The sequence below is a fragment of the Polaribacter marinivivus genome (assembly GCF_042651285.1).
Classification (GTDB): Bacteria; Bacteroidota; Bacteroidia; order Flavobacteriales; family Flavobacteriaceae; genus Polaribacter; species Polaribacter marinivivus.
In genome coordinates this window covers 1117446-1131141 of record NZ_JBHSCY010000001.1, presented here as the reverse complement: position 1 = coordinate 1131141, position 13696 = coordinate 1117446, and the positions used below count along the sequence as shown (strand labels likewise).

Here is a 13696-nt window from a genome sequence, read left to right as displayed (position 1 = left end):
AAAATACAACTTCAATTTTTGTAATATTACTTTTTATTTTTAAAAATGATACAGCCTTTTGATGATGAATATTTTATGAGAAAAGCCTTACAAGAAGCTAATTTAGCTTTTGATAAAGGTGAGGTTCCTGTTGGTGCAGTTATCGTTTTAAACAATCAAATTATAGCAAGAGCTCACAATTTAACAGAAACACTTAATGATGTAACAGCACATGCAGAAATGCAAGCTTTTACTGCTGCTGCTGATTTTTTAGGTGGTAAATATTTAAAAGAATGTGTTTTATATGTTACACTAGAACCATGTCAAATGTGTGCTGGTGCTAGTTACTGGACACAACTCAAAAAAATAGTATTTGGCGCTTCTGAACCAGAAAGAGGGTTCATAAACTTACAAACCAAACTTCATCCTAAAACTACTGTTGTAAGTAATGTTTTAGAGAATGAATGCTCTCAAATTTTAAAGAGATTTTTTATCCAAAAAAGAAATCTAAACTAACTCAATCTGTTAAAGTTTTATAAAACTTTATATTATAATTGGGAATGTAATCTATTTTAAGGAAATTTAACATCTAATTCAAACTACTTTTATGAAAAAATATACGATAATTTGTGCTTTAATGCTAAGTTTTATTAGTCTTACTGCACAAGAAACGCCTACTCCTAATTACGATTTGGCATCTAGATTTTCACCTAATAAAATAGCTAAAATGGTGCACTCTACTTCTGTTAGACCAAATTGGTTACAAAAGGGAAATCGTTTTTGGTATCAATACAAAACATCTACAGAAGGTTCTAAATATTATTTAGTAGATGCTGATAAAAAAACTAGAAAACCACTTTTTGATAATGTAAAAATGGCAAAATGGTTATCAGAAATTACAAAAGACCCTTATGAAGCAAAGCATTTACCTCGTTTTAATTTTGAATTTACAAAAGATGAAAATGCTATTCGTTTTTATATTACTTCTAATGAAGAAGTAGAAGTTACAGAAGATGAAAAAGAAGGTGATGATAAAAAAGATGATAAAAAGAAGAAAAAAGGGAAACCTAAAATGGAGAAAAAAGTTTATCATCTAGAATATAGACTTGGTGCTAATGGCTTAACTATTTTAGATACTAAAAAGAAAGAAAAGCAACCTTGGAAAAGTTGGGCAAACATTGCTCCTGATAGTTCAATAGTTTTATATTCTAAAAACTACAATGTTTATTGGATGGATAAAGCTAACTTTTTAAAAGCTGTTAAAGACGAAAAAGATAGTACTATAGTAGAAAACCAATGGACAAAAGATGGTGAAATAAACTATAGTTATGGAGGTAGAACTTATGGAAAAACAGATAAAGATAAATTAAAAGATAAAGATAAAAGACAAGGCCTTTATGGTCATTGGAGTCATGATTCTAAGCAATTTGTTTTTACAAGAACAGATGCAAGACACATAGAAGATTTATGGGTTATACATTCAACTAAAAAAGGAAGACCACAATTAGAGACTTATAAATATCATATGGCTGGTGAGCAAGATTTTTATAAATATGAAATGTTAGTTTTTGATATTCCATCAAAATCAAAAAAAGAAATTGAGTTAGATTCAACTATTCAACAATCTATAAATATTTATAGTTATCCTAGAAAAAATAATGCTAGAGGTGATGAACATAATCCTACAAAATTACTTTCTAAAAACGGAAAAATTTACTTTAGCACAACTAGCAGAGATCGTAAAAGATTAGACATACATGTTGCAGATATTGCTACAGGAGAAATAAAAACTTTAATTGAAGAACATTCAAATACTTACATAGAACAAAGAGGAAAATCAATTGTTTTATTTAACAACGAACAAGAAATATTATTCTGGTCAGAAAGAGATGGTTGGGGTCATTTTTATTTGTATGATACTAGTGGAAACTTAAAAAAACAAGTTACAAATGGACCATTTCATGTAGATGGTTTTGAAGGTATTAACGAAAAAGAAAGAACAGTCTATTTTACTGCTAATGGTATTGCTAAAGATCAAGACCCATATTATTCTCATTTATATAAAATTAACTTAAATGGTTCTGGTTTAAAATCTTTAAACCCAGGTAACTATAATACTAGCATAAGTTTATCAGATTCTAATCAATATTTTGTGAGTAATTTCTCAAGAGTAAATACTGTACCAAAATCTGAATTAAGAGATAGCAATGGAAAACTAGTTATGAAATTAGAAGAAGCTGATTTATCTCAATTATTTGCAGCTGGATATAAGTTTCCTGAACCATTTAAAGCAAAAGCTGCAGATGGTATAACAGATATTTATGGGGTTATGTACAAACCTTACGATTTTGATTCTATTAAAAAATATCCATTAATTGAGTATGTTTATCCTGGCCCTCAAACAGAAGCTGTAAATAAATCATTCTCTCAGTATATGGACAGAACAGACAGACTTGCACAAGTTGGTTTTGTTGTAATTACGTTAGGAAATAGAGGTGGTCATCCTGCTCGTTCTAAATGGTACCATACTTATGGTTATGGAAATTTACGTGATTATGGTTTAGCTGATAAAAAATATGTTGCTGAACAATTGGCAAATAAATATGATTTTATTAACCTTGATAAAGTTGGAATTTTCGGTCATTCTGGAGGTGGATTTATGTCTACAGCAGCTATGTTAGTGTATCCAGATTTCTTTAAAGTAGCTGTTTCTTCTGCAGGTAATCATGATAACTCTGTGTATAATTCTTGGTGGAGTGAAACACATCATGGAATTAAAGAAGAAAAAGATGCAAAAGGAAAAATATCTTACAAGTATATGATTGATAAAAATCAATCTTTAGCTAAAAACTTAAAAGGTAAAATTATGTTAGCTACAGGTGATGTTGATAATAACGTACATCCTGCAGGAACCATTAGAATGGTTAATGCATTCTTAAAAGCGAATAAACGTTTCGATTTTATGTTATTCCCAGGAAGTAGACATGGTTTTAATGATAGAGAATATTGGTTCTGGAGAAAAGCAGACTATTTTAGCAAACATCTTTTAGGTAAAGAGGTTGAAGGTGTAGATTTAATGGAAATGAATAGAGATATTCCTCAAAAAAGATAAATTAAACAAGTAGTTAATTAACTAAAAACTCCAACTAATAAGTTGGAGTTTTTTTATGCCTCCTTATATTCCAAAATATCAGCAGGCTGACAGTCTAATGCTTTGCAAATGGCTTCTAATGTAGAAAAACGAATAGCTTTTGCTTTCCCTGATTTTAAGATAGATAAATTAGCAGTTGTAATACCTATTATCTCTGCCAAATCTTTGCTTTTCATTTTACGTTTGGCAAGCATTACATCTAAGTTTACAATGATTGCCATATTATATTGTTAAATCGTTTTCTTGTTTTAATTCTTTTGCTTTTTCTAATATTTTACTAAATATTAATAAAAATAAACCAACAATAGCTGAAAAATATAAAGAGTATAAAAAGTCATTATTCCCTTTTAAATTTCCAATTCCATTTCTAAAATAATCTAACCAAATAACAACTGTACCAACTACAGATGAAGTGATAAAAAGTTTACCCGCCTTTTTAAATAGAAAAATATTCTTGTCTGAAAAGATTTCTTGAATATCTTCAAACTTTAAAATTTTGATTAGATAAAAACCTCCAAGAAAAAAAATAATCTTACTAACTATTTTAATAATAAAAACGAATAATATAAGTTTTGAAAATGTATTCTGTTCTGAATATTCTCCAAGATAAGTAATATCATTCTCCATAAAAGCAAATAAGCCCCTTATAGGAAATAAAAGTATACTAAGAGAAAATATAAAATAAAATAATTTTATAAGTAACCTATATTGATTGATTTCTTTCATAAATTATATTGTTAAATCGTTTTCTGTTTGTATCTGTATCCCTCTTTGCACAATTTTTGTGAAAATAAAAATAACACCAGCTAAAAACACAAAATCACTAGAAAACAAATCCATTTCAAAACCCTGTTTTTTACCAATAAATTGTAAATGTGTATTATGAATCATAGCTATAATCCATAATACAAAAATGCTAATACTTGTATTTTTCATTAGATCTGAAACAAACTGATTAAAAGGATTTTTGATATCTAAATCCTTTAAAAGTTTAATTAAAATAAAAGCAATATAAGCCTCTAAAGCATAAAGTAAAACTTTATAAAAAACTATAATTGAATATTGATTAATATTATAATTGTAGTATTCACTTAAATTTAACCCACCAAATAAATTTTTAGATGCTTCTGGGTTATTTAAACTAACTAAATAAGAAAATATAATTGCTCCTGTTTGTATGCAAAGACCTATGAATGCCAACCAAGCAAACACGTACATTATTTTTAAAATATTTTTTGATTTCATAATATTATTATTGTTTTACGATAACAAATATATATTAAATTATCGTAAAACAATAATATTTTATTAAAAAAAGGTAATTTTAAACTTTTTTAATAACGTTTGTTACAATTCCCCAAATTACAAAATCATTGTCTTCTGTAATTTTAATTATTGGATAATCAGGGTTTTCTGGCTGTAGCCAAACTTCATTATCTACAACTCGTAAACGTTTAACTGTAAAATCTCCATCTATATAACAAACAGCTATTTTTTTATCTTCTGGTTGTAAGCTTCTATCTATCACTAACAAATCATCATGATTTAAACCAGCGTTAATCATAGACTGTCCATTAACTTTAGCGTAAAAAGTTGTTTTTTTATTCTTTATTAGAGTGTCATCTAAAGAAACTCTTTCTCCTTCTATATCTTGGTTATGAGAAGGGAAACCTGCAGATATACCAGTATCTATTAGTATAGCACCCTCACTTTTAGATTGTTGTGGAGTAAAAAAAGTTAAGTTTTTAGACATTTTTTATCAATTAATTTCATTGTAAATTTAAGAAAAAAAACAGCTTAGTTTTCTTAAAAAAAAGAAATCGTTTATTTTGGTTTTAATACATTTGCACTCTTAAAAATTCAATCAAAATGTTAAAATTAAGATTTGCTTTTACTCTTTTATTAGTAGCTACTTCATCTATTATTGCACAACAAACACAAACTAGACAAGAGTTAGATACTGTATTAATAAAATCTACAAGGATAGATGTTCCTTTTAAAGAGAATGCAAGAACTATACAAATAATTACTGCAGACATCATTAAAAAAAGTGCTGCCACAAACGTAGCTGAATTGTTACAACAAGTTGCAGGTGTAGATATTAGAAGAAGAGGTACAGCAGGTAGCCAAGCAGATTTATATATTAGAGGTGGTGGTTTTGACCAAACTTTATTACTTATAGATGGTATTAAAATGGATGATGCTCAAACTGGTCATCACACATTAAATGCAGCATTACCAATTGAAGTTATAGAAAGAATTGAGATTGTGAAAGGGCCAGCAGCTAGAATTTTTGGTCAAAATGCATTTACTGGTGCAATTAATATTGTAACAAAAAAGAAATTAAATAGTACTGTTTCTGCCAATATAGAAGCAGGTTCTTTTGGTCAATTAAATGGTTCTGTAACTTTTGGTAAAGAAACAGAAAACACCACTATTATTGCACATATTGGAACGTTAACCTCAGATGGTTATAGAACAAATTCTGATTACGAAAATTACAACTACTTTTTTAAAGGAACCTTTAATAAACAAAAACAACCTATTAATGTAATTGCAACTTTTTTCGATAGAAAGTTTGGTGCACAAAATTTTTATACTCCACCAAGTTTTGGTTTAAATGAGTATGAAGAAACGCAAAACAGCTTATTAGGTATTTCTACTACTTTTCAATCAGAAAAATTCAAAATAACTCCAAGACTTTATTGGAGAAGAGGTCAAGATATCTTTTTATTACAGAGAGATAATCCATCATTTTATAGAAATTTACACATTACTAATAAAGTTGGTGCAGAAGCAAATGCATCTTACACTTCTAGTTTAGGGGTTACAGGTTTTGGGTTAGACATTTCTAGAGTTTCAATTAGCAGTAATAACTTAGGAGATAGAAATAGAACTATGGTAAACCTATTTTTAGAACATCGTTTTAAAACAGGTAATTTTGATATTACTCCTGGTGTAGCTGTTACTTATTTTTCTGATTTTAAATTTCATGCTTTCCCAGGTTTAGATATTGGTTATAAAGTTTCTGATAACTTAAGAGCTTATGGAAATATTGGATATACTTATAGAATACCAACATATACAGATTTATATTATAATGATTCTAGTACTACTGGTAATCCAAACTTAAAACCAGAAGAAGCACTTGCACAAGAATTAGGATTAAAATATAATACAAATAACTTTTATGCTACAGTTTCTGTTTTTAACAGAGATGCAAATAATTTAATCGATTTTATTAGACCAAATACTACTGCAACTAAATTTGAGGCTACAAATATTGCAGAAGTAAATACTAAAGGTTTCGAATTTGATGCAAATTATACGTTTAAAATAAAAGACTATAATCAATCTTTAGCAGTGGGATATACTTTTTTAGAAGACAATATTAAAGACCAAGATAGAGATTTATCACGTTACAGATTAAATACTTTAAAACATCATTTTACGACTAGATTAAGAACACAATTGTTTAAAAATGTAAGTCAGAACATTATTTATAAACATGCAGAAAGAACTGATGGACAAAGTTATAATGTTTGGGATGCATCTATCATCTTTAACTTTAATAAGTTTGATTTTACAGTTACTGCCAACAATATATTTAATGCAAAGTTTATAGAAACTGGTTTTGTACCAATGCCAGAAAGTAATGTTTTATTTGGCTTACGATATTCTTTTTAGATTTTTATCTTTTCCTATTGATTTCTTATTTTTGTGATTATTTCTATTGCATATGAGTTTAAATTTATCACAAATTGATAGGGTAGCTACTATTACTAAAGAAGAATTTTTACAAAATTATTTTAAACCTCAAAAGCCTGTGGTTATTGAGCGTTTTATAGAAGATTGGCCTGCATATAAAAAGTGGAACTTAGATTATATGAAAGAGGTTGCAGGTGATAAAATAGTACCTCTATATGATGATAGACCTGTAGACTATAAAGATGGCTTTAATGAGCCTCATGCAAAAATGAAAATGTCTGAATATGTAGATCTTTTAAAAAGAGAACCTACTAAATTCAGGATTTTTTTATGGAATATTTTAAAAGAAGTTCCTATTTTACAAAAAGACTTTTCTTATCCAGACTTTGGCTTACGTTTAATGAAAGGATTACCAATGCTTTTTTTTGGTGGTACAGATTCGTATACTTTTATGCATTATGATATTGATTTAGCTAATATTTTTCATTTTCATTTTGAAGGTAAGAAACAAGTCATTTTATTTGACCAGCAACAAAATAAGCATTTATATAAAATTCCTTATTCATTAATTACAAGAGAAGATATCGATTTTTCTAATCCAGATTTTAATAAATGGCCAGCTTTAAAAAATGCAAAAGGGTATATTACAAATTTAGAACATGGTAATGTATTATATATGCCTGAAGGTTATTGGCATTATATGAAATATATTACTCCTGGTTTTTCTATGAGTTTAAGAGCTATAGCAAGAAACCCTAAAAATCTTGGTAAAGCTATCTATAATGTTTTTGTGATGCGTTCTATTGATAATGTAATGCGCAGAATTAAAGGTCAAAAATGGATTGATTGGAAAAACAATAAAGCCCTTGAAAAAACTAATCTTTAAACCAGTCTTTTTTCTTTTTCTCAAAAACACTTTATTTTTTTTATACTTAGTAAAATAAAGCAATCATTTTTTTTGAATTTATATAAAAATATGCTTTTAAAAATTTATAATAGATTGATTTTATTATATTTACAATAACTAAACAAATATTATCAGCCTATGAAAAAGTGTCCACGATGCAAATCTGTGTCTAGGCACAGAATGAAAAGAAAAGAATTTATAAGACTAATACCAGGCACAAAATCTTACTCTTGTGATAAATGTAACACACAGTATACTTGGTTTGCTATTATAAATCGATCTTTTAAAGTTTAAAAAAAGCCTCGAAATTTCGAGGCTTTTTTTATTATAATTACTTAATTATTAAGATTTTAATTTTTTTTCATTATATTTATAATCTTATTACCCTTAAAAATGATCTGTCCCAACTGTAATTCATCCTCTAGAACGCTTCTCAAAAGAAAACCTTTTGTTAAATTAATTCCTGGTTCTAAATCTTACGAATGTACGCAATGCAGTACAGATTATACTTGGTTAAAACACTTTAAAGTGTCTTTAAAGATTTAATTAAATAGCCTAAAAATATCATTACCATTAGCAAATAACAACAAGGCTATTAAAATTATAAAGCCAGTTACTTGTGCGTATTCTAAAAACTTATCTCCAGGTTTTTTACCTGTTATCATTTCCCAAAGAGTAAACACTACATGACCTCCATCTAAAGCTGGTATTGGTAATAAATTCATAAAACCTAACATGATTGATAAAAAGGCTGTAATATTCCAAAAAGATTGGGCACTCCATTCATCAGGAAAAATACTTCCTATAGAAATAAAACCACCTAAACCTTTATAAGCTCCAGTACTTGGGTTAAAAATTTTCTTTAATTGCTTTACGTAATCTGTTAAGGTTTTCCAAGATTTGTTCCACCCTGCAGGAATTGATTCTAAAAAACTATATTCTTTATTTGCTAGAGTATAATAACCTATTTTTTCTAAGTCTTTAAAAGATATTGTAGAAAATACAACCCCTATTTTACCCTCATTAGTTACTTGTAAATCTATAGTTTTAGTTTCATTTCCTCTTAAAACAGTGGCAGAAACTTTTTCTCCTTTATAATTTGCTAAAATAGCTTCTGCTTCATCATAGTAATTTATTTTATTACCATTAACGCTAGTTATAATATCTTTTACCTTTAATTGGGAATTAAAATTAGGAGAATCTTTAGAAATTTGCCCAATTGTAAATGGATATCTAGGATATAATAATGGACCAGCATCTTTACCTCTATCCATTAATTGTGAAATAAAGTTGGTAGGTATTTCTTTCTCTATAACTTCTCCATTTCTTTCTATTTGGTAGTTTGATCCATTTATAAACTCTAACGTTAAAGCTGAAAATTTTTCTACTTTATTACCATCAACAGTTAAAATTCTATCCCCTGTTTCTAAGCCTAAATTTGATGCTAAAGAATCTTGAACCCAAACTCCATCTTTTAAACTTTCGTTTGGTAAATATTGCTCTCCATAAGCCCACATTAGCATAATGTAAATAAAAATACCTAAAACAAAATTTACAAATACACCACCCAACATTATTATTAATCGTTGCCAAGCTGGTTTTGCTCTAAACTCCCAAGGTTGAACAGGTTGTTGTAACTGCTCTTTATCCATACTTTCGTCTATCATTCCAGAGATTTTTACATAACCTCCTAAAGGAATCCAACCAATTCCGTATACAGTTTCTCCTACTTTCTTTTTAATTAAAGAAAATTTATAATCAAAAAATAAGTAGAACTTCTCTACTCTGGTTTTAAAAAGTTTTGCGGGTATAAAGTGTCCTAATTCGTGTAAAACAATTAGTAACGATAAGCTTAAAATAAATTGTGATGCTTTTATTAATATTTCCATTCAGCGTTAAATCATAAATTATAAAACGCACAAATGTACGTTTTTACATAGAGTTTAAAAAGAGTAAACACATTTAGATTTTTCTTTTTAACAAAGATTTTAGAGCTTTTTTAAACCCAGCTTCTTTTCTAAGAAATTAGTATGGAGTAAATTTGCATAAATTCTATTCATATGGATGTTAGCTTCTTTAAGAAAAGTAAATCTCTTTTAATTTTTTTAATTGTTTTTTCAGCAATTTCTTTACCTGTTTTTTATCATTTATTAAAGGTTGATAAAAAATTAAAAGTCTACAATCCTATAGACGTAAACCCAAGTTTGGTGCATGAATCTATTAAGCACATCACTAAAGACCACAAAATAGATGATTTTAAACTTACAAATCAAAATGGAGAAACTATCACTCAAAAAAATTATGAAAACAAAATTTACATAGCAGATTTCTTTTTTACAAGATGCACCAATATCTGTATTGCTATGGCTTATAACATGAACGAACTACAAGAATATTATAAAAATGATGATGATATTATGTTCTTATCACACTCTGTAACTCCTGTTATGGATAGTGTACCTGTATTACGAAAATACGCTGATGAAAAAGGAGTGATTGATGGTAAATGGAATGTTACTACAGGCCCTAAAAAACATATTTACGAATTAGCAAGAAAAAGCTACATGGCTGTAATTGAAGAAGGTGATGGAGGTGAAGATGATTTTATACATACAGAACAATTTATTTTGGTCGATAAAGAAAGGCGAATTCGTGGCTTTTATGATGGTACAGACAAAAAAGATATGGATAAACTAAAAGAAGATATGATTTTATTAAAAGAAGAATATGCTTCAAAATAAATTGTTTAGAATCATTCTAAACACTTATCTTTGTTTAATAATGTAAATTACTAATTATTTGAGCACAATAGCAACTTTACAAATTGGAGAAGTAGGTTATATTTCTGAAGAATCTTTAGATTTTATTCCGCTTAAATTATTAGAAATGGGTTGTTTGCCAGGAGCAGAAATTAAGCTTGTTCAAATAGCACCTCTTAAAGACCCTTTGTACATTTGCGTTAATGGAAGTCATTTAGCCATTAGAAAAGAAACTGCAATCCAAATAAAAATTTTAAAAAGCGAATAATTAATGGCTCAAAATTCGATTAAGGTTGCTTTAATTGGTAATCCAAATACAGGTAAAACTTCGCTTTTTAATCAACTTACAGGTTTAAACCAAAAAGTAGGTAATTATCCTGGAGTTACTGTAGATAAAAAACAAGGTATATCTAAATTATCTGCCTCACATCAAGCTACAATTATAGATTTACCTGGCACCTATAGTATAAACCCAACTTCTTTAGATGAAAGTATTGTTTTAAAAACGTTGTTAAATAAAGATATAGAGGCTTCACCTGATGTTATTTTAGTAGTTGCAGATATAGAAAATTTAAAAAGAAATTTACTCTTATTTTCTCAAATTAAAGATTTAGAAATACCAACTGTTTTGGCCATAAACATGGTAGATCAAATGTCTAAAAAAGGAATAACAATTGATTTATCTTTATTAGCAAAAGAATTAAACACAGAAGTAGTATTAATAAGTGCAAGAAAAAACGAAGGTATACAAGAGGTAAAAGAAGCCTTAATTCGTTGTCATATTGCTGCTAAAGCATCGCCTTTATGTGGAATTAATTCTAAAATAGATCCAGATTATTTTGAGAGTTTAAAACAAATTAGCGCTAATTATTCTTTATACGAATTATGGTTAATGGTAACCCAAAATAATTTTCCAGACACTATAACAAGTGAAGAAAAAGAAAAACTAATTGCCTTTCAAAAAGACATCTCTAAACTAAAGAAATACCAACATAAAGAAACCATCTACAGATATCAAGAAATTAATAAAATCTTAAAGAAAACTTATTTAGTAGATAAATCTAAAGCCACAGATTTAAGAAGCAAATTAGATAAAGTTTTTACTCATAAAATTTTTGGCTATCTAATTTTTGTGGTACTTCTATTGCTTATTTTTCAATCTATTTTTGATTGGGCAAGTATACCTATGGATTTTATAGATGCAACTTTTGCTCAATTAGCTGACACCGTAAAAAACACATTATCTCCTGGTGTATTTACAGATTTACTAGCAGAAGGTATTATACCAGGTATTGGAGGAGTCATTATTTTTATACCACAAATTGCCATATTATTTTTATTTATTGCTGTTTTAGAAGAAACTGGCTATATGAGTAGAGTCGTTTTTTTAATGGATAAAATTATGAGACGATTTGGTATGAATGGTAAAAGTGTTATTCCATTGATTTCTGGAACAGCATGTGCAATTCCTGCAATTATGGCTACTAGAACCATTGGGAGTTGGAAAGAGCGTTTAATAACCATTCTAGTTACACCTTTTACCACTTGTTCTGCAAGGTTACCTGTATATGCCATTTTAATTGCTTTGGTAATACCTGATAAAAAAATAATTGGTTTTCTAAACTTACAAGGCTTAGTACTACTTTTATTATATGCACTAGGTTTTGTATCTGCTGTAATAGCTGCTTATCTCTTGCATAAGACTTTAAACATTAAATCAAAATCATTTTTTGTTGTTGAAATGCCAGATTATAAACTGCCTTCTTTAAAAAATGTGTTTTTTGAAGTTGTAGAAAAAACAAAAGCCTTTGTTTTAGGTGCAGGGAAAATAATTTTAGCACTTTCTATTGTGCTATGGTTTTTAGCATCAAATGGAGGTAATGATTTTAAAAATGCTGAAAAACAGGTTACAGAAAATACTGTAAATCAAAATTTAAATGAAGAAGAATTAGGCCAAAAAATAGCTTCTGCAAAATTAGAAAACTCTTACATAGGTATTTTAGGAAAAACCATAGAACCAGTTATTAGACCTTTAGGGTATGATTGGAAAATTGGTATTGCTCTTATTACTTCTTTTGCTGCACGTGAAGTTTTTGTGGGTACTTTAGCAACTATTTATAGTGTTGCTGCTGATGATGATGACACATCAACTATAAAACAAAGAATGGCATCTGAAATAAATCCTATAACTGGAGACAAAATGTTTACACTACCAGTTGGTATGTCTTTATTAATATTTTATGCATTTGCAATGCAATGTATGGCAACATTAGCAATAGTTAAAAAAGAAACTAGAAGTTGGAAATGGCCTTTGATTCAGTTATTTTCTATGGGACTTTTAGCCTATGTTGCATCATTTATAACATTTCAAATTTTAAGCTAATGCAACAAATAGTAGTTTACATACTCGTTTTTTTAGCTGTTTTTTACATTGTTAAAAAGTATTTTTTTAACACTAAAAAAAATAAAGGCTGCAATACAGATTGTAACTGCCATTAATTTCTTAACACAATATTAGGAATCTTACTATTTTGTATTTTCTAAATTTGAAGAACATAAACTTAATCAATTCATTATGAAAAAAATATTCTTATTCGTATGCATTTTAGGAGCAACATTGTTTATCAATTTTGATGCTCAGGCTCAAAAATTTCCTAAAATGGATGTCAGTCCAATGGATGCTGCTGCTTACCCATCTAATTGGAGAAACGCAGATAAAATGGTAAAAGTAATTTACAGTAGACCACAATTAAAAGGGCGTTCTTTAGATAAATTAGCTCCAGAAGGAAAAGTTTGGAGAACTGGAGCAAATGAAGCTCCAGAAATCACTTTTTACAGTGATGTAACTTTTGGTGATGAAGAAGTTTCTGCAGGAACTTACTCTTTATTTACGATACCTAATGGAGAGAATTGGACAGTTATTTTAAGTAATCAAAAAAATATTTGGGGTTCTTACTTTTACAATCAAGAAGAAGATGTGGTTCGTATAACTGCAAATGTTTCTACTGCTGAAGAACCAATAGAAGCTTTTTCTATAATGTTTGATGGTGAGGAAGAAGACAACACAACTATGCTTTTAGGTTGGGGAAATACTGTGATAAGTGTTCCTGTAAGTAAGAAATAAAATACTTATTATATAAATAAAAAAGAGAAGCAAATTGCTTCTCTTTTTTTTGAACTATTAATTTATAA

General features: G+C 28.2%; 14 protein-coding genes. 9 read left to right on the top strand and 5 right to left on the bottom strand.

Annotation, left to right across the window (positions count from 1 at the left end):
• Nucleotides 1–45 precede the first annotated feature (45 nt).
• Both ACFOWD_RS05280 and ACFOWD_RS05275 read left to right on the top strand, forming a co-directional pair.
• Nucleotides 46–495, top strand: coding sequence for a nucleoside deaminase (locus ACFOWD_RS05280; protein WP_377408715.1), 450 nt, complete (start codon nucleotides 46–48; stop codon nucleotides 493–495).
• Between the two features lie 91 nt (nucleotides 496–586).
• On the top strand, nucleotides 587–3091 hold the full coding sequence (locus ACFOWD_RS05275) for a S9 family peptidase (RefSeq protein ID WP_377408713.1): 2505 nt from the start codon (nucleotides 587–589) through the stop codon (nucleotides 3089–3091).
• A gap of 53 nt (nucleotides 3092–3144) precedes the next feature.
• Here the strand turns inward: ACFOWD_RS05275 and ACFOWD_RS05270 are convergent, their stop codons facing one another.
• From ACFOWD_RS05270 to ACFOWD_RS05255, 4 genes are all read right to left on the bottom strand, one after another.
• Nucleotides 3145–3351 carry a helix-turn-helix domain-containing protein gene (locus ACFOWD_RS05270; protein ID WP_377408711.1) on the bottom strand — a complete coding sequence of 69 codons (207 nt, stop codon included), beginning with the start codon at nucleotides 3349–3351 and terminating at the stop codon, nucleotides 3145–3147.
• Between the two features lies 1 nt (nucleotide 3352).
• On the bottom strand, nucleotides 3353–3856 hold the full coding sequence (locus ACFOWD_RS05265) for a DUF2975 domain-containing protein (RefSeq protein ID WP_377408709.1): 504 nt from the start codon (nucleotides 3854–3856) through the stop codon (nucleotides 3353–3355).
• 3 nt (nucleotides 3857–3859) lie between these two features.
• Nucleotides 3860–4375, bottom strand: a complete 516-nt coding sequence (locus tag ACFOWD_RS05260; protein ID WP_377408708.1) for a DUF2975 domain-containing protein — start codon at nucleotides 4373–4375, stop codon at nucleotides 3860–3862.
• Nucleotides 4376–4454: 79 nt separating this feature from the next.
• Entirely contained in the window at nucleotides 4455–4883 is a 429-nt protein-coding gene (locus ACFOWD_RS05255; protein WP_377408706.1) for a LexA family protein, read from the bottom strand.
• Nucleotides 4884–4999: 116 nt separating this feature from the next.
• Between ACFOWD_RS05255 and ACFOWD_RS05250 the strand changes: the two genes are divergently transcribed.
• A complete protein-coding gene (locus tag ACFOWD_RS05250; RefSeq protein ID WP_377408704.1) occupies nucleotides 5000–6817 on the top strand; it encodes a TonB-dependent receptor plug domain-containing protein in 1818 nt (605 codons plus the stop codon).
• A 52-nt stretch (nucleotides 6818–6869) separates the two neighbouring features.
• Nucleotides 6870–7724, top strand: a complete 855-nt coding sequence (locus ACFOWD_RS05245; RefSeq protein ID WP_377408702.1) for a cupin-like domain-containing protein — start codon at nucleotides 6870–6872, stop codon at nucleotides 7722–7724.
• A 563-nt stretch (nucleotides 7725–8287) separates the two neighbouring features.
• Here the strand turns inward: ACFOWD_RS05245 and rseP are convergent.
• A complete protein-coding gene (gene rseP / locus ACFOWD_RS05240) occupies nucleotides 8288–9634 on the bottom strand; it encodes an RIP metalloprotease RseP (RefSeq protein ID WP_377408700.1) in 1347 nt (448 codons plus the stop codon).
• A 171-nt stretch (nucleotides 9635–9805) separates the two neighbouring features.
• Between rseP and ACFOWD_RS05235 the strand changes: the two genes are divergently transcribed.
• From ACFOWD_RS05235 to ACFOWD_RS05215, 5 genes are all read left to right on the top strand, one after another.
• Nucleotides 9806–10486, top strand: coding sequence for an SCO family protein (locus tag ACFOWD_RS05235; RefSeq protein WP_377408698.1), 681 nt, complete (start codon nucleotides 9806–9808; stop codon nucleotides 10484–10486).
• Between the two features lie 58 nt (nucleotides 10487–10544).
• Nucleotides 10545–10772 carry a FeoA family protein gene (locus tag ACFOWD_RS05230; protein ID WP_377408696.1) on the top strand — a complete coding sequence of 76 codons (228 nt, stop codon included), beginning with the start codon at nucleotides 10545–10547 and terminating at the stop codon, nucleotides 10770–10772.
• A 3-nt stretch (nucleotides 10773–10775) separates the two neighbouring features.
• The gene (gene feoB, locus ACFOWD_RS05225) at nucleotides 10776–12887 is read left to right on the top strand and encodes a ferrous iron transport protein B (protein ID WP_377408694.1); all 2112 of its coding nucleotides are present in this window, start codon (nucleotides 10776–10778) and stop codon (nucleotides 12885–12887) included.
• On the top strand, nucleotides 12809–13003 hold the full coding sequence (locus tag ACFOWD_RS05220; protein WP_377408692.1) for a FeoB-associated Cys-rich membrane protein: 195 nt from the start codon (nucleotides 12809–12811) through the stop codon (nucleotides 13001–13003). The genes feoB and ACFOWD_RS05220 overlap by 79 nt, the downstream gene beginning before the upstream one ends.
• A gap of 76 nt (nucleotides 13004–13079) precedes the next feature.
• Nucleotides 13080–13628, top strand: coding sequence for a DUF2911 domain-containing protein (locus tag ACFOWD_RS05215; protein WP_298991532.1), 549 nt, complete (start codon nucleotides 13080–13082; stop codon nucleotides 13626–13628).
• Nucleotides 13629–13696: the final 68 nt, after the last annotated feature.